Genomic DNA, 16,407 nt, shown 5'->3' with positions numbered 1-16,407 from the left:
CCGAGACTTCCGTGCTCCCCCTGGAGCGGCCCCGCCCTCACACCCCCGTCTCCGCCGCGATCCGTCCCGCCCGGACCGCCGTCACCAGGTCGGTGTGGTCCGCCTCGGTGCGGTCGGCGTAGGTGACCGCGAAGGCGGCGATCGCCTCGTCGAGCTCCTCGTTCTTGCCGCAGTAGCCGGCGATCAGGCGGGGGTCGGCGCTGTGCGAGTGGGCGCGGGCCAGCAGGGCGCCGGTCATCCGGCCGTAGTCGTCGACCTGGTCGGCGGCGAGCGCGGCCGGGTCGACGCTGCCCTTGCGGTTGCGGAACTGCCGCACCTGGAACGGCCGGCCGTCGACCGTCGTCCAGCCCAGCAGGATGTCGCTGACGACCTGCATCCGCTTCTGGCCGAGGACCACCCGGCGGCCCTCGTGGTCCTCGGCGGGCGTCTCGAAGCCGGCCGTCAGCAGATGCGGCACCAGGGCGGAGGCGCGCGCCTCCTTCACCTGGAGGATCAGCGGCTCGCCCCGGTGGTCCAGGAGCAGGACGACGTACGAGCGTGTGCCCACGCTGCCCGTGCCGACGACCCGGAAGGCGACGTCGTGCACCGCGTGCCGGGCCAGCAGGGGATGGCGGTCCTCGGAGAGCGTCGCCAGATACGGCTCCAGGGACGCCGCCACCGCCGCGGCCTCCGCGTCCGGGGTCCGGCGCAGCACCGGCGGGGCGTCGACGAAGGCGCGGCCGCCGTCCTCGGTCGGGGCGGTCGACTTCGCCGCGAACCGCCCGCTGGTGTTGGCCCGCGCCTTCTCCGAGACCCGCTCCAGCGTGCCCACCAGGTCGTGGGCGTCGGTGTGGGAGACGAGCTCCTCGTCGGCGATCGCGTTCCACGCGTCGAGCACCGGAAGCCGGGACAGCAGACGCATGGTGCGCCGGTAGGCCCCCGCCGCGTCGTGGGCCGCCTTGCGGCAGGTGTCCTCGTCGGCGCCGGCCTCGCGGCCCGCGAGCACCAGGGAGGCGGCGAGCCGCTTGAGGTCCCACTCCCAGGGGCCGTGGACCGTCTCGTCGAAGTCGTTCAGGTCGATGACCAGGCCGCCGCGGGCGTCGCCGTACAGGCCGAAGTTGGCCGCGTGGGCGTCACCGCAGATCTGGGCGCGGACGCGGGTCATCGGGGTACGGGCGAGGTCGTGGGCCATGAGACCGGCCGAGCCGCGCAGGAACGCGAACGGGGTGGCCGCCATCCGGCCGACCCGTATCGGGGTCAGCTCCGGGATCCGGCCCTGGTTGGACTCCTCGACCGCCGTCACCGCGTCGGGACGGGAGGCGTCCGGATCGAGCCGCGCGTGCGCCGACCGCGGCACCCGCTCGCGCAGCGCCTTGCCCCGCTCCTTCGGCGAGACCGCCTCGTCCCCCGTCGTGGACCACTGGGCGAATCCGCGCACGTGAGGCAGCCTCCGCGCACCGCCTCCCACTGTCCCGGCCTCGGTCTCGGCCATGGCGACCGCCTCCCCCGCACATCCATCCGCGTCGATCAATTCGAGCCGACCGTACCGCTCGACGGCCGAATCGCGTCAGCCCCTGTGGACAACTCGGGGGATGTGGACAACTCCCGGCGGAATCCCCGACAGGATTCCGGGGGCGGAATCCTCGCCGGCAACAAGACGTCACAGCGGTTTCGCGACCCACCACGCGATGTTTCACGTGAAACCAGCCACCCCGCGGCTCGCACCGCCCAAGAAAGCCGCTGGTCAGCCGCCATGCGGGGCGCCAGAGATCGTTTCCCGCGCCGCGCGGCCGTTCTCCCCACCACCCTGGCCACGGAGATGATCACGAAGGTCACCATGCAGAGCCGGTCCCGCGGCCAGGACCCCTCCGTCGAGCGCGGTGACGGTGCCACCGGCCTCGCTCACGATCAGCGCGCCGGCGGCCCAGTCCCACAGGGCGAGTTCGTCCTCGTAGTACGCGTCGCACCGGCCGGCCGCGACCCAGCACAGCTCCAGTGCGGCGCTCCCGCCGCTGCGCAGGTCGCGTACCGCGGGCAGCAGGGCGGGAAGGACGGCGGCCTGGCGCGCACGCGCGGCGGCCCGGTACGAGAAGCCCGTGGCGACCAGAGCCGCGGAGAGCTCCACGGGGTCGTTGACGGACAGCGGCCGGCCGCTCACCGCGGCACCGCAGCCGCGGACTGCCGTGAACATCTCGTCGCGGACGACGTCGTAGACGGCACCGACGACGGTCCGCCAACCGTCGCCGTACGACTGCTGGCACGCGATGCTCACGGCGCAATGCGGAATGCCGTAGAGATAGTTGACCGTGCCGTCGAGCGGGTCGACCACCCAGCGCAGTCCGCTGCGCGAGGCCCTGTCGGAGCCTTCCTCACCGAGGAGACCGTCCTCGGGACGCTCGGACGCGATGAGCGTGCCGACCGCACGCTCGCTGGCGAGGTCGGCGTCCGTCACCGGGTCGGTGGCCGAGGACTTGCAGCCCGTCTGAGTGAAGGATTGGGCACGCAGCCGGAGTTCGTCGCCGCCCAGACGGGCCGCGCGCACGGCGAGATCGTGCAGGACGGGGGCGAGTGAGGTGGACACGGGGGTACCTTTCGCTGCTCGGGGTCCGGTTCTCAGTCGATCAGGACGCGCATCCACCGACGGCTCAGCAACCTGCGCCCGCTGATGAGGAACCGTGCGATCTCCTCGGTGTTGACGGCCAGGAACACCAGCGGGAACGGGACGTGCCAGACAAGCGTCACCAGAGCCGTGAGCGGCACCGCCACCGCCCACTGGGTGAGGATGTCGGTCCTGAGGACGAACATCGTGTCGCCGCCGGCACGCAACAGCCCGTTCTGGATGGTGATGTTCATCGCCCGGAAGACGAAGACCACGCCCAGTACCAGCACGGTGTCGCGGGCGACGTCGAGGGTCGCCGGGCCGACCCCCGCGTAGAGCAACGGCAGCCAGCCGTAGGCCGACAGCAGCACGAGACCGGTCACCGCCGCGGTGCCCGCCGTCCAGCTCAGCAGCGCTTTGCTCAGGCTCCACGTCCGCTCCGGGTCCCGTTCTCCCAGGCTGCCGCCCACCATGACGCCGGCCGCGGTGGAGACGCCGATGAAGACCGCGATCGCGAACGATTCGAGTGGGTTGACCATGGACAGGACGGCCAGTTCCAGGGTGCCCGCCCGGCCCACCAGGATGCTGTAGGCCAGGATGCCCAGTGCCCAGGAGGTGGAGCTGGCGGAGACAGGCATGCCGACCCGCCCGATCTTCGCGGCGCTGCCGTCCCGGAATCCGTCGAGGCAGTCACGCACGCGGAAGGCCATGGGGCTGCGGGTCGTGCAGACATAGGCCGTGAGCAGCAGCGCTTCCACGCTCGTGCTGATCAGGGTCGCCCAGCCCGCCCCGCGGACGCCGTACGCGGGCAGCCCCCAGTTGCCGTAGACGAGCCCGTACGCCAGCGTGAGATGGACGGCGATGCCGACGAGGGCGCAGAGCGCGGCGATCCGGGCGCGGCCGATGCAGCGCAGGGCCGCCGCCAGCGACGAGATCACCGCGAACGGCAGGATCATCCCGCTGACGGCCCTGACGTACTGCGAGCCCAGTTCGATCAACCGGGGGTCCTGCGTGGCGAGGGCGACCATCGGCTCCGCCCAGAGCAGGCAGGCGAGGAAGGCGGCGGACGCCATGGCGACGGTGACGGCCGTGGTCACCGCGGCCGCCCGCCTGGTCCTGACCTTGTCACGGCTTCCCCAGAACTGGGCGACGACGACGCCGCCGCCGTCGGCCATGCCCATGGTGGCGAGCATGACCACGAAGACGACCCGGCTGCCGTAGCCGATGGCGGCGATCTCATCGGTGCCGAGACGGGCCACCAGCACGGCGTCGACCATGGTGCGGGACGTCGACATCAGGGCCTGCAGGGTCACCGGCACCGCGGTCGTCAGCAGCGCCGAGACGAACACGCGGTCCCGGGCCAGACGAAGGCCGCTCCGGTCGGCGGTGGTGTCCCGCCGGGTCTCAGGCATGGAGATCCGGCGAGATCGGCCCGGTGACCGCGAAACCGCTGAACCTGCCGGTGAATCCGGCCCGCTGCGGAGAGCAGGCCATGACACCGACCCGGCACGTCGCGGGCAGCGGCAAGTAGCCCAGTCGCAGCAGTCGCCAGTCGCCGCCCACGGTCCGGAACTGAACCCGGACCGCGCTGCCGTGCCGGGTCAACCGCAGCGTGACGTCGTCGCCGACGTCGGGTGCGGCGACGACGGACCAGTCGGAGAAGTCCCGGGTGACGACGCAGCTCAGGTGGGGGCGCCCGTCGGTGAACTCGACGCCGGCCTTGATCCAGTTGTTCCGGTCCACCCGCAGCATCAGGCCCATCTGGTCGTACAGCGTCTCGTACTGCCCCGCCAGCGTGACCTGCGCGGTGAAGTCCCCCGTCACGTCCCGGCCGAGGAAGTGACCGTCGTCGCGGACGAAGTCGTAGAAGGTCTCCCGCCAGAAGTCCGTCCGGTTGCCGGTGGTGACGACGAGGGCCTCGTCCTCCACGGACCAGTGGGGCGGCTCGTTCAGCCACCGCATGGCGTCGAACATGGGTGCTCCAATGAGGGGTCGAATGCGCTGACCGCGGGTCAGGCCGCTGCTGCGGGCGCTTCCTCGGCGGGCCGCACCACCGTCTTCGCCACCCGTTCGGCCTCCGCGAGGACGGCCTCGCGGTACTGCTCGGAGAGGCGGAGCACGGGGGCGAGCACATGGCACACGTCGATGCTCCGGTCGTCGTAAGGCAGGGCCAGTCCGGCGATCGGGAGCACCTCGGGCCGTGGATGGGCGTCGAACCGGACACCGAGGCCGACGGGGACCTCGGTCTGCCCGCGCCCGGTGACCGCGCCGACGACCAGGGTGCTCACTCCGTCCACCTCGCCACGGACCACGGCGGCCTCGCGGCCGCCCGCGCCGAGGGCGGCCGCCAGTTCCCGCTTGAAGCCGACCGCCAGGCCGTTGGCCTCGAAGTCGCCGAAAGCTGCCGCGAGTTCCACGTCGGTACCGGGCCACTTGCGGACGAAGCGGCGGTAGTTGAGCCGCTCCGTGTCCCGGTTGCCCGCGACACTGCGCGGGTGCGGCAGATGGATCCCGTAGACGTCCCCACCCATGAGGAGCGGGGTACCCGTGGCAGAGATCCGGTGGGCCCATTCCAGGTCCTCGACGCCGTAGCCGCGGAAGTCCTCGTCGAAGTAGAGGTCGTGCTCACGGACCAGCGCGGTGGGCAGGGCGATCAGCGCGGTCCAGGCGAACGCCCAGGGGATGACATGGTCGACGTGCATCCGCATGTCGAGCCGGACCTCCTCGGCCGCGTCGAGTTCGGCGAGCCTGGCCCGGTAGTGGCTGAACGGTGCGACCTCGACGCTGCCGACGTCGCTGCCGTTGTTGTCGTAGCCGATCATCTGGCCTATGACACAGACCTTCTGCCCGTAGGCGAAGTAGGTGTCGTAGAGGTTCTGCAGGAAGCGCGGCGGCAGCGCCATGTCCGCGTCCAGCTGGACCGTGACCTCTCCGGAGGCCTGGCGCATGGCCATGTTCCGGGCGCGGGTGATCTGCCACGTCTCGGCGGACAGCACGGAGACGACGGTGAGGCGGTCGGCGTACTCCCGGCACAGGTCGACGTACTCCGGCGCGTACTCCATGGCTCCGACGACCACCTCGAAGTCCACGCGGTCCATGGTCTGTTCGGCCAGTGAGGCGAAGCAGAGCCGGAGGTTGTCCAGGCGCTGCTTGTAGGGGATGACGATGCTGACCTTGGGCTTGCTCATGCGGCGCTCCGTGCGGATGCGATGTCGAAGAGAACCTTGCAGCTGGCCGAGCGGGCCGGCCCGGCGGACTTGTTCGGGATGTCGTATCCGAGCCGGGCGAAGCCGTCCTCGAACTCGGTGATCGGTACGACATGGCTCACCAGGCGCTCGGCCGGGATCCGCCCGCTGGTGATGAGGTGGAAGGCCTCCAGGAAGGAGCCGTGGAGGCTGTCGATCGAGCCGATCACCGACAGGCTGCGGTCCGCGAGGTGCATGCCGTCGATCGTGAACCGCTTCTCCTTCAGGCCGACCGACATGAAGGTGCCGCCGCAGGCCAGCATCGGGTACAGCTCCTCCAGCAGCCCGGAGGTGGTGTCGACCACGACGTCGAGCGGGGCTTCGGGGTCGCCGAAGTGGCCGGCCCTCGCCTCGTCGAGGGAGGCACAGGCACGGGCCCCTTCCGGCAGTCGGTCCGCGGCGAACGCGAGCCGTTCGGGCGAGGTCTCGATCACCGCGGGGGCGAGTCCCTTCAGGCTCAGCGCCCAGGCGTAGAGCAGGCCGAGCGGGCCGGCGCCGAAGACGTAGGTGTGGGCGGCCATCGTCGGCGGCTGGATCTTGCGTACTCCGGACAGCACACAGCTCAGGGGCTCGGTGAGCGCCGCCGCTCGGAGGGACACGTGGTCGGGGAGCACGTGGACGAACTCCGAGGTGGTCAGGAAGCGGTCGGCGAAGGCGCCGTCGTAGCTGACGCCGCTCTCGGTACCCGTCTTGTTGACGCAGTGGTTGATCCGCTGCGTCCGGCACATGCGGCACGTGCCGCAGTACGGCGTGGGGTTGATCACCACCCGGTCGCCGACCTTGACGCCGGTGACGGCGGACCCGCATTCGGCCACCACGCCGGTGGCCTCGTGGCCGAGGGTCACTCCGGGTACGGCGATCGGGTAGGAACCCGCGACGATGCCGAGGTCCGTTCCGCAGATGCCGCAGAACTCGATGTCGACGACGACGTCGTCGGGACGGGTCGCGTGCAGGTCGGGGACCTCTTCGAGGGCTATGTTCCAGGCACCGTGGTACTTGAGCGCGCGCATGGGGGTCACTCGCTTTCCAGCTGTTCGAGGGAGGTTCGCAGGGTGTGGAGGATGTCCTGCACTTCGTCTTCGGAGACCGTGAGGGCGGGCCTGACCTTGACCGTGTTGCCGAACCCGTAGCGGCTTCCGCGGACGATCAGGCCGTTCTCCCGGGCGATCGCGATGAACCGGGCCACGGCGGCGGCCGAGGGCAGGTCGAAGCCGAGCATCAGCCCGACGCCCTTGACGGCGCCGACGGATCCGAAGTCCGCGGCGAGTTCGGTCAGCCCGTCCTTGAGGAGCTTGGAGGCGAGCGCCACGTTGTCCAGGACGTCGTGGTCCCGGATGTACTTCACCGTCGCTTCGAGGGCGACCAGGGCCAACGGGTTGGCGCCCGAGGTGGTGGAGTGCTCCCAGGGTTCGAGGACGTCCAGTTCCTTGCGCATCAGGACGCCGGCGACGGGAATCCCGACGCCGCCCGCTCCCTTGGCGAAGGTGATGATGTCCGGCTTCAGGTCCTTGGCGAATCCGGTGGACGCGAAGAAGGTGCCCGTCCTGCCGAACCCGGTCTGCACCTCGTCGGCGATGACGAGGATCCCGTGCCGGTCACAGATCTCCCGCAGGACGGAGAAGTACCCGGCGGGCGGGGTGATGTTGCCGCCGTTGCCGAGGACGGGTTCGACGATCAGGGCGGCGACCCGTCCGCTCGACGCGAACTCGACGAAGTCCTCGAGGCGCCTCGCGCACAGCATGCCGCAGCTGTGCGGAGTCTGGCGGTAGAAGCAGTTGGCGCAGTCGGGGGCGGGTATCTTCAGCGAGCCGGCGAACGGCAGGGTGAAGCTCCGCTGCCGGAAGGCGTTCCCGGACATCCCGGTGGCCGTGATGCTCTGCCCGTGGTGGGAGAGGAACAGCGAGACGACGTCCGTCCTTCCCGTCGCCTTCTGGGCGATGCGGACGGCGCATTCGTTCGCGGTCGACCCGGTGAGGTCCCGGAACCAGTGGCTCTCGATGTGGTCGGGCAGGAACGGGCGCAGCAGCCCGAAGATCTCCTGTGACTTGGGCCTGGTCAGTTCGGAGGACAGGTGGGCGCACCTGTCCAGCTGGGCGTGGAGGGCGTCGGTGACCTCGGGGAGCGCGTACCCCAGGGAGAGGTTGAAGGTCCCCGAGGCGCAGTCGATGTACCTCCTCCCGTCCACGTAGAGGTGAACACCCCGCCCTACATGGGACTCCCACGGGACGGGTGCCGTTTCTGCGGTCGATGTCACGGTCGTCCTCCATGCTCCTTGGCGGTACCGGCCCGGGGCCGGTGCTTCGGGAAACAGCGAGCGGTCACAGCGCCGCGGCCGGGATCGGGCCGTGGACGGGCCCGGAGAAACCGGTGAGCGGAACCCCGGTGCCGCCCCGGCGCAGAGCGATCAGTTCCGCGGCGACGGACACGGCGGTCTCCTGGGGCGTCCGCCCGCCGAGGTGCAGCCCGAGGGGGGACCGGAGCCGGCCCAGGGCCGGCTCCCCGACGCCCTCCTCGCGCAGCCGTGCCACACGTTCCTCGTGGGTGCGGCGGGATCCCATCGCGCCCACGTAGGCGACGGGCAGGCGCAGCGCCTCCACCAGGAGCGGGATGTCGAACTTCGGGTCGTGGGTCAGCACGCACAGTGCGGTGCGCCCGTCCACCTCGGTTCGGGCGAGGTAGGTGTGCGGCCAGGCCACGACAACCTCGTCCGCCTCGGGGAACCGGGCCGCGGTGGCGAACACCGGGCGGGCGTCGCAGACCGTGACCCGGTAGCCCAGGAAGGCGCCGACCCGTACCACCGCGGCGGCGACATCCGTCGCACCGAACACGATGAGCCTCGGTGGGGGCACCGACGTCTCGACGAAGAGCCCGTCGGCGGCACGGCTGCCGGCGTCCGGCCCCAGCAGGCCGGTGCGGCCGGCGGAGAGCAGCGCGGCCGCGTCCTTCGCCACGGCGCCCTCCCACTCCGGCGTGCCGCCGAGCGAGCCGCGGTACGACCCGTCGGAGCTCACCGCCAGGAGACCGCCGTCGGACGGGCCCGGCGCGGGGTCCGTGGCACGGACCAGTGCCACCGGCTCGGCCGCGTCGGCGGCGTCGAGCGCGGTGTCCAGGACCTCCGCCCGCCGCCCCCCGGTCACCGGTGTGACCAGCACGTCGATCGCGCCCCCGCAGGTGAGGCCGACCGCCAAGGCGTCGGCGGCGCTGTAGCCGAAGTGCGCCACGGTACCGGCGCCGTCGGCCAGGGCCTGCCGGCACAGGTCGTAGACCGCGCCCTCCACACAGCCTCCGGACACGGAACCGATCACCTGGCCGTCCCGGTCCACGGCCAGGGCGGCTCCGGGCTCCCGGGGCGCACTGCCCCGGGTCGCGATGACGGTCGCCACCGCGAACTCCCGTCCCTCCCGACGCCATCGGCGCAGATCGGCGGCGAGCGTCAGCATGCCGTCCCCCTCGCCCGCGGTCCCGGCCTCACGAGGCGCTTCCCGTCCCGGCCGCGGCGACCAGTTCGGGCTCGTCCCGGACGACGATGCGGGGGAGAGGCCGGGTGCCGCCGGCGGGCGGCGGGGAAGGACGTACCGTCAGCGTGCGGTAGATCTCGGCGTACCGGTCGGCCGTGCGGTTCCACGACCAGTCCTCTTTCATCACCCGTGACCGTGCCGCGGCGAACGCGCCGGGCCGCTCCGCTCGCCAGGCCAGGGCCTCGCACACGGTGTCCCGGACGCTCCGCGCCGTGTGGCGCGGGATGAACATCCCCGTGCCGCGCTCCGGGTCGACACGCAGGTCGACGACGGTGTCGCGCAGCCCGCCCACCGGGCTCACCAGGGGAAGGGTGCCGTAACGGTAGGAGATGAGCTGGTTGAGCCCGCAGGGCTCGGTCCGCGACGGCATGATCGTGAAGTCGGAACCGGCGTAGACCAGCCAGGCCGCGTCCTGGTCGAACCGGGGCAGGTGGGCGACGTTCCCGGCGGACTCCTCCAGCGTCCGGGCCAGCGCCGGCCGCAGTTCCGCGGTGGCCGGGCCCACGAGGGCGAGCTGTGCCCGGCCGGCCCGGGTCAGCGGGGCGAGCGCCTCCAGCAGAAGGTCCGTTCCCTTCGCCGGCACCAGGCGCGAACACACGCCGATGACCGGGATGTCCGGGTCCTCCCGGAGGCCCAGCCGGCGCTGGAGTTCCCCCTTGTTGCGCGCCTTGCCGGTGTGCACGTCCAGCGGCCCGTACGGAATGCTGGAGCGGCCCTCGGCGGCCGGGTCCCACACCCGGGTGTCCACCCCGAACACGATGCCCCGTGTGCGCGTCCTCGCCAGCGCGGCGCCCACCGGGGTGCCTGCGAACTCGTCGGTCATCTCGCGTGCGTAGCCGGGGCTGCACGTCACGACGGAGTCGGCGGACAACTGGCCGAGCAGCAGCAGGCTGGGGTCATCGGCCCCGTACCGCTCAAGGAGCCGTACGGCCGCCTCGGGCAGGGCGAACCGGTCCAACGGGCGGCCGCGCAGGCTGCCCTGGTACATGCCGTTGTGCACGGTCAGCAGGTTCGGCCGGTCCCGGTCGTGGGCGCGCAGCGCGGCGAGCGCGGCGCCCGACTGCCAGTCGTTGCCGTGGACGAGGTCATAGTCGCGCCGGTCCCGTCGGACCCACTCGGCCACGCAGTGGCCGAAGAAGGCGGCGCGTTCGGCCTCGTCGGCGAAGGGCACGTAGTCGTCGTCGCAGTAGATCCCGTCCCGTGCGTACCAGGCGTCGCAGCGCACGAGGTAGACCGTGCACGGGGCGTCCAGATCGAGCAGCCGTACCACCGAGGCGGCGGCCCGGCGGCCCGCGACCTCCGTCTCCGGCAGTCGGCACACCTCCTCGGTGCGCAGCCCCAGGCGTTCCACCAGCCACGGGTAGTAGGGCAGCACGAGGTCGTGCTCGAAGCCGTGCCGGGCGTGCAGCGCCGCGGGCAGGGCGTTGCTGGTCAGGGCGAGCCCGCCCTCGGCGAAGAGGGGGGCGTATTCCTGGGTGACGAAGAGACACTTCACGGCTGACCTCCTCACTGCTGGGGGCGGGCGGGGATCCAGCGCGCGCTCGCGGCCACGGCGAGCAGCACCGGTACGGCGGCGGCGAGAAACGCGAAGCCGTAGCCGGAGGCGGCCGAGGCGCCGCCGGGGGCGACCGAGGCGATGCCGGTGAGCACCGCCAGGCCGGCGGCGCTGCCGATCTTCTGAGAGGTGGTCAGCACCCCCGAGGCCGCTCCCGAGTCCTGGTCGTCCGGGCCGCTGGTGCCGCACACGGTGAAGGTGACGAAGACGAGGCCGCCGCCGAAGCCGATGAGGCACTCGGGGCCGAGCACCTGCGCCCAGTAGGCGTCGCCGGAGACCTGGGAGAGCCAGACGAGGCCCGCCGCGAACAGGGTCAGGCCGGTGACGGTCACGGCTCGCGGGCCGTGCCGGTCCAGGAGGCGGCCGGTCAGGCTGGACGCCACGGTGATCGACACGACGATCGGGAGGATGGCGATGCCGGCGGCGAACGGCGAGTAGGCGAGCACCTGCTGGATGTAGAGGCTGAGGAAGAAGATGACCGGGCCGATGGCCATGTTGATCAGGGCGGCCACGGCGTTGGCGCCGCGCACGGCGGGGTGCTTGAGGATCCGCAGCGGGAACAGGGGGTCGTCGCTGCGCCGCTGACGGAGCACGAACAGGCCCAGCAGAACGAGGGCGAGTGCGGCGAAGCCCACCGTCCGCGGGGTGCGTATCCCGGCGGATTCGGCGCCGAGCAGCGCGTACACCAGCAGCGTCATACCGGTGCAGCCGGTGAGCGCGCTCACCAGGTCGAGGCGGGCGTGCGCGGCGCGGGCCTCGTCGCGGGGCAGCAGGCGCCCGGCGCACACGGCGGCGCAGGCCGCGATCGGCACGTTGACGAGGAAGGTCGCTTCCCAGCCCAGGGTGTCCGTCAGGACGCCGCCGAGGAAGTAGCCAGCCGATCCGCCGGTGGCGGCGACGGCTCCGAGGGTGCCGAGGGCCTTGTTGCGCCGGGCCCGCTCGGCGGGCGTGCCGTTGGGGAAGATCTGCACGAGCAGCGAGAGCGCGGTCGGCGAGATGACCGCGGCGGCGAGCCCTTGGGCCGCGCGTGCGACGACGACCAGCTCCGGTGTGGTGGCGACGCCTCCGAGCAGCGAGGCGAGCGCGAACAGGACGAGCCCGCCGGTGAACGTCCGGCGTCGTCCGAGGATGTCGCCCAGGCGCCCGCCGAGCAGCAGGAAGCCGCCGAAGGCCAGGACGTAGGCGTTGACCACCCAGGACAGCTCGGAGAGCCCGACGCCGAACGAGTTCTTGATGGTGGGCAGGGCGACTTCGACGATCGCCGAGTCCAGGTTGAGCATGAAGTGGCTGCTCACCAGCAGCGCCAGGGCCGCCGCGGGGTGCGCGACGCGGCCGGCCGGGAGCCTCGGAGCCCGTGGCGGGCTGATGCGGTTCTCTGTCAGTGACACGTGGATCCTCGCGTGTAGGCGCGGCAGGGCAACGACGGACAGGGACGGGCGAACCCGCTGGAGCGCGTGCGGGGAAGGCGGAAGGGATGCCGGGGCGGGCGGCCTCGGCGCGATGAGCGGCGCCACGGGGGAGGCCGGTGGAGGCCGCCCGCTCGACCAGGGCCTATCAAACAGAACGTTTGTTTTTTTCGCAACGGCCTGCGATCACCGTGCCGGAGGCCGCGTGAACAGTGGCTGGCCCCAGGCCCGCAGGGCGTCGATCATGTCGGCCCCATGGAACGGTCGTCATTGCTCCGGGACGTTCTGCCGCCGGGCGCGGTGTGGGCCGAGTCGTTCGGTGACCGGGCGGACGTGCTGCTCTTCCCCGAGGAAGAGACCGCCGTCAAGGACTCCGTGCCCAGCAGACGACGGGAGTTCGCCACGACGCGCGGCTGCGCCCACCGGGCACTGGCCGGCCTCGGACTGTGCCCTGCACCCCTGCTCAACGACGAGCGCCGGGCGCCCGTCTGGCCGCCCGGCGTGATCGGCAGCCTCACGCACTGCCCCGGGTACCGGGCCGCGGCGGTCGCCCGCGCGAACGCGCTCGCCGTCCTCGGCATCGACGCCGAGCCCCACCGGCCGCTGCCGCCGCGCGTGCTCCCGGGGGTGACGCTCGCGGTCGAGCGGAGCAGGCTGGAGCTGCTGTCCCGGGCCTCGCCCGGGATCTGCTGGGACCGGGTGCTGTTCAGCGCCAAGGAATCCGTCTACAAGGCGTGGTTCCCGCTGATGCGGGTGTGGCTCGGATTCCAGGACGCCGAGGTCACGCTGTACCGGGACGGCACGCTCACCGCGCGCATCCTGCTCGGCCCGGGGCCGGACGGCTCGTGCCCCACGGGTTTCTCGGGGCGCTGGCGGGTGGCCGGCGACCTGGTGGCCACCGCCGTGACCCGACCGCGATACGCCTCCCGCTCCGTTCAACCGCGGCCCGGCCGCAGTTGAACACCCCTGCTCACGCTGTCCCTTGTAGGACGGTCCGGCGCTCGACTACGTTCACCGGCCGTTGTCCGCACCCACGCTCAGCTTTCCGAAAGGGGCACGCACCGATGGCCGACCCCAGCCCCGGCACTTCCTCGGTCTGGCGCAACCGGGACTTCCGACTGCTGCTCAGCGGGCAGGTCGTCTCCTTCGTCGGCGACCAGGCCCAGTTCTTCGCCCTCCCGCTGGTCGTGCTGGCAGTGTCGGGCTCCGCGACCCAGGCCGGTGTGGTCACCAGCCTGGGCACCGCCTCGTTCCTGCTCTTCGGTCTGGTGGGCGGGGCACTGGCCGACCGCTGGCCGCGCAAGACGACCATGATCTGGTGCGAGGTCGGACGCGCCACGCTCATCGGCACGGTGGCCCTGGCGCTGGCCCTGGACCGGGTCACGCTGCCCCATCTGTACGTGGTCGCCACGCTCAACGGGGTGCTCAGCACCCTGTTCATGTCGGCGAACAGCGCCGCCCTGCCCAATGTCGTCGAGAAGAGCCAGTTGTCGGCAGCGCTCGGCTACGGCGAGACCGTCAACAACACCGTCCGCATCTTCGGGGCCGTCGCGGCGGGAGCCATGTACTCGCTCAGCCGCGTGGTGCCGTTCGCGCTGAACGCGGTGTCCTTCCTGGTGTCCGCGGCGAGCCTGCGGCTCATCCGGCGCGACTTCCAGCAGGAACGGCGCACCGAGAAGCCTCCCCGGCTGACCACGGAGATCCACCAGGGACTGACCTGGCTGTGGCACCAGCCGGTGATCCGGTTCCTGACCCTGACGAGCGCCGCCGACAACGTCCGGTACGGCGCGGGCTATCTGGTCATCGTCGTGCTCGCGCAGCAGGTCGGGGCGTCCTCCGTGGAGATCGGCATGATCTTCAGCGGCGCCGCCGTCGGTGCCCTGCTCGGTGCGCTCGTGTCGGACCGCATCGTCAAGCGCTACCCGCTCGGGAAGATCGCGGTGACGATGCTGTGGGTCGAGGCTCTGGGCTTCCCGCTGTACGCGGTCGCGCCGAACCCCACCTCGCTCGGTGTGGTCGCGGCCGTCGAGTCCCTGGTGGCACCGGTGTACGCCGTGGCGATGTCGACCTACCGGATGGCCATCACCCCGGACGAACTGCGCGGCCGCGTCAGCAGCGCCAAGTCCACCCTGACCATGGGCGCCCTGTCCCTGGGAACGCTGCTCAGCGGCGCGCTGATCACCGCGCTGGGCGCCGACGAGGTCGTCCTCGTGCTCTCGGTGTGGATGGTGGTCCTGGCCGTCCTCACCTCGGCCAACAAGGCGGTGCGCACCGCACCGTTGGCCGCGCTCGCCAAGCCCGCCGACCACCCGGTCCGTACAGGCAGCTAGCCCGCCCGGACGCCGACTGGAGCTGCGTGTCATGACAGGCCATCCCCTGCTGAGCACCCTCACCGACCCCGATCCCCGGCGCGGCATCAGGTTCTACGACGGACGCGGCGGCTGGGACTTCTCTCCGTACCCCGTTCTCGCCCGGGCCGGGTTCGCGCTGGCCGACCGGCTCCGGGCGGAGGGAGTCGTTCCGGGCGACGTCGTCGTCGCCGCCACCGGTTCGACGCCCGAGTTCGTGACGGCCCTCCTCGGCGCGACGGCCGCGGGTGCCGCCTTCAGCCCGCACGCCGCCCCGGCCCTGTTCGAGGACCCGGAGGAGCACCGGCGCCGCACCGAGCGGACGTTCGATGCTGTACGGCCCTCCGTCGTGGTCACCCGCCCGGAGTGGGCCGGTACGTTTCGCGCGGCCGCCACCGGCCGCCACCGGCCGCGGGTGCTCGCGGTCACCGTCGGGGAGCTGTCCGCGGACCCGGGCGGACGCCAGGTGGCGCGGCCTCCCGCGGACCGGGCACTCGTACAGTTCACCTCCGGGTCCTCCGGGCCGGCCAGGGCCGTGGCCGTCTCGGCCGAGGCCCTGTCCGCGAACATCCGGGGCATCCGCCGCTGGCTGAGGATGGAGGCGGAGGACGCCACGGCGTCCTGGCTGCCGTTCCACCACGACATGGGGCTGATCGGCTGTCTGCTGACCCCCGTGTCGAGCGGCGCCGACCTGTGGGTCATGCGCCCCGAGGACTTCCTGCGCTCCCCCACCGAGTGGCTGCGCGTCTTCGGCTCAGGGAGCGCCCGGCTCACCGCGTCCCCGGCGTTCGGGCTCCGGCACGTGACCCGGCGGGTGCCGCACGAGGCGCTCGAGGGGATGGACTTCGCCGCCTGGCGGGCCGTCATCGTGGGCGCCGAACGCATCCCGCCGGACGTGCTGAAGGACTTCGCCGCCCTGCTCGCCCCCCACGGCTTCGCGTCCCGCGCGCTGCTGCCCGCGTACGGGCTCGCCGAGGCGACGCTCGCGGTGACCGGATCGCCGCTCGACGAGGAACCGCGGGAACTGCTCGCCGACCGGGCCACGCTGACCGTCGGCCACCGGATGCGCCCCGCCGACGACGCCGACCGCGCCGTGCCCCTGGTCTCCTGTGGCCGCCCCGTGGTGGCCGGCGGCAAGGTGCTCATCACCGACCGGCTCGGCCGGCCGCTGTCCGACGGGCGGGTCGGCGAGATCGTGGTCTCCGGCCCCTCGGTGGCCGACGGATACGCCGACGGACACGCGGACGGCGGGCAGGAGCGACCGGAGCGCGGGGGCTTCAGCGGACGTCAGTTCCGCACCGGCGACTCGGGGTTCGTGCACGACGGTGACCTGTACGTGGTCGGACGGCTCGGCGACAGCCTCAAGTGCCGGGGCACCACGGTGTTCGCCGAGGAGCTGGAGGCGTGCCTGGCGGGGCTGGAGTCGCTGCGGACGGCCGGTGCCGCCGTCCTGCTGGGCACGGCCCACGGGGTCGACACCGCGGTGGCCGTCGTCGAGCGCCGGCCCGGTCCCTGGGTCACGGAGCTGACCGAACTGCTGCGGCGCCGGGTCCCGGACCTCGCCGTCGTGGTGGTGGCCGGACCGCGGGGCACGGTGCTGCGCACCTCCAGCGCTAAACCACGGCGCCGGGCGATGTGGGAGGCCCACCTCGCCGACCGGCTGGGCACGGTGTGCTCACCGGCGCCCTCCGCCGCTGCGGCCGCGGCCGGCCCGCACCGGACGCCCGCCCCGAAGAGCCGCGCCCTGTGACGTACGA

The 16,407-nt window shown here is 72.2% G+C and carries 13 protein-coding genes; 3 read left to right on the top strand and 10 right to left on the bottom strand.

What is annotated here, in order from left to right:
* Positions 1-37: 37 nt before the first annotated feature.
* The 10 genes from ACFY2L_RS20270 to ACFY2L_RS20225 all read right to left on the bottom strand — a co-directional run bounded on the left by ACFY2L_RS20270 (position 38) and on the right by ACFY2L_RS20225 (position 12,284).
* Positions 38-1,471 (bottom strand): DUF2252 domain-containing protein, encoded by a 1,434-nt coding sequence (locus ACFY2L_RS20270; protein ID WP_390659702.1) that lies wholly within the window; start codon positions 1,469-1,471, stop codon positions 38-40.
* 252 nt (positions 1,472-1,723) lie between these two features.
* The gene (locus ACFY2L_RS20265; RefSeq protein ID WP_390659703.1) at positions 1,724-2,560 is read right to left on the bottom strand and encodes an inositol monophosphatase family protein; all 837 of its coding nucleotides are present in this window, start codon (positions 2,558-2,560) and stop codon (positions 1,724-1,726) included.
* A 32-nt stretch (positions 2,561-2,592) separates the two neighbouring features.
* Positions 2,593-3,990, bottom strand: coding sequence for an MATE family efflux transporter (locus tag ACFY2L_RS20260; protein ID WP_390822953.1), 1,398 nt, complete (start codon positions 3,988-3,990; stop codon positions 2,593-2,595).
* Positions 3,983-4,552 carry a DUF1349 domain-containing protein gene (locus tag ACFY2L_RS20255; RefSeq protein ID WP_390822952.1) on the bottom strand — a complete coding sequence of 190 codons (570 nt, stop codon included), beginning with the start codon at positions 4,550-4,552 and terminating at the stop codon, positions 3,983-3,985. Before ACFY2L_RS20255 ends, ACFY2L_RS20260 begins: the two co-directional genes overlap by 8 nt.
* A gap of 38 nt (positions 4,553-4,590) precedes the next feature.
* Entirely contained in the window at positions 4,591-5,766 is a 1,176-nt protein-coding gene (locus tag ACFY2L_RS20250) for a glycosyltransferase family 2 protein (RefSeq protein ID WP_390659706.1), read from the bottom strand.
* The gene (locus ACFY2L_RS20245) at positions 5,763-6,833 is read right to left on the bottom strand and encodes a zinc-binding dehydrogenase (RefSeq protein ID WP_390659707.1); all 1,071 of its coding nucleotides are present in this window, start codon (positions 6,831-6,833) and stop codon (positions 5,763-5,765) included. The genes ACFY2L_RS20250 and ACFY2L_RS20245 overlap by 4 nt, the downstream gene beginning before the upstream one ends.
* 5 nt (positions 6,834-6,838) lie before the next feature.
* Positions 6,839-8,077, bottom strand: coding sequence for an aspartate aminotransferase family protein (locus ACFY2L_RS20240; protein ID WP_390822951.1), 1,239 nt, complete (start codon positions 8,075-8,077; stop codon positions 6,839-6,841).
* 64 nt (positions 8,078-8,141) lie between these two features.
* On the bottom strand, positions 8,142-9,263 hold the full coding sequence (locus ACFY2L_RS20235) for an XdhC family protein (RefSeq protein ID WP_390659709.1): 1,122 nt from the start codon (positions 9,261-9,263) through the stop codon (positions 8,142-8,144).
* A gap of 28 nt (positions 9,264-9,291) precedes the next feature.
* Positions 9,292-10,836, bottom strand: coding sequence for a glycogen synthase (locus ACFY2L_RS20230; RefSeq protein WP_390659710.1), 1,545 nt, complete (start codon positions 10,834-10,836; stop codon positions 9,292-9,294).
* 11 nt (positions 10,837-10,847) lie between these two features.
* Entirely contained in the window at positions 10,848-12,284 is a 1,437-nt protein-coding gene (locus ACFY2L_RS20225) for an MFS transporter (protein ID WP_390822950.1), read from the bottom strand.
* Between the two features lie 288 nt (positions 12,285-12,572).
* Here ACFY2L_RS20225 and ACFY2L_RS20220 point away from each other — a divergent pair, with 288 nt between their 5' ends.
* From ACFY2L_RS20220 to ACFY2L_RS20210, 3 genes are all read left to right on the top strand, one after another.
* A complete protein-coding gene (locus ACFY2L_RS20220) occupies positions 12,573-13,262 on the top strand; it encodes a 4'-phosphopantetheinyl transferase (RefSeq protein ID WP_390659712.1) in 690 nt (229 codons plus the stop codon).
* A gap of 104 nt (positions 13,263-13,366) precedes the next feature.
* Positions 13,367-14,632 carry an MFS transporter gene (locus ACFY2L_RS20215; protein ID WP_390659713.1) on the top strand — a complete coding sequence of 422 codons (1,266 nt, stop codon included), beginning with the start codon at positions 13,367-13,369 and terminating at the stop codon, positions 14,630-14,632.
* Positions 14,633-14,663: 31 nt separating this feature from the next.
* Positions 14,664-16,400: an AMP-binding protein gene (locus tag ACFY2L_RS20210; protein WP_390822949.1), complete on the top strand. Its 1,737-nt coding sequence runs from the start codon at positions 14,664-14,666 to the stop codon at positions 16,398-16,400.
* Positions 16,401-16,407 lie beyond the last annotated feature (7 nt).

The organism is Streptomyces sp. NPDC001381, assembly GCF_042895685.1.
GTDB lineage: Bacteria > Actinomycetota > Actinomycetes > Streptomycetales > Streptomycetaceae > Streptomyces.
Note: the sequence above shows the minus strand (reverse complement) of the source record. Positions and strands in the feature narration are given on the sequence as shown.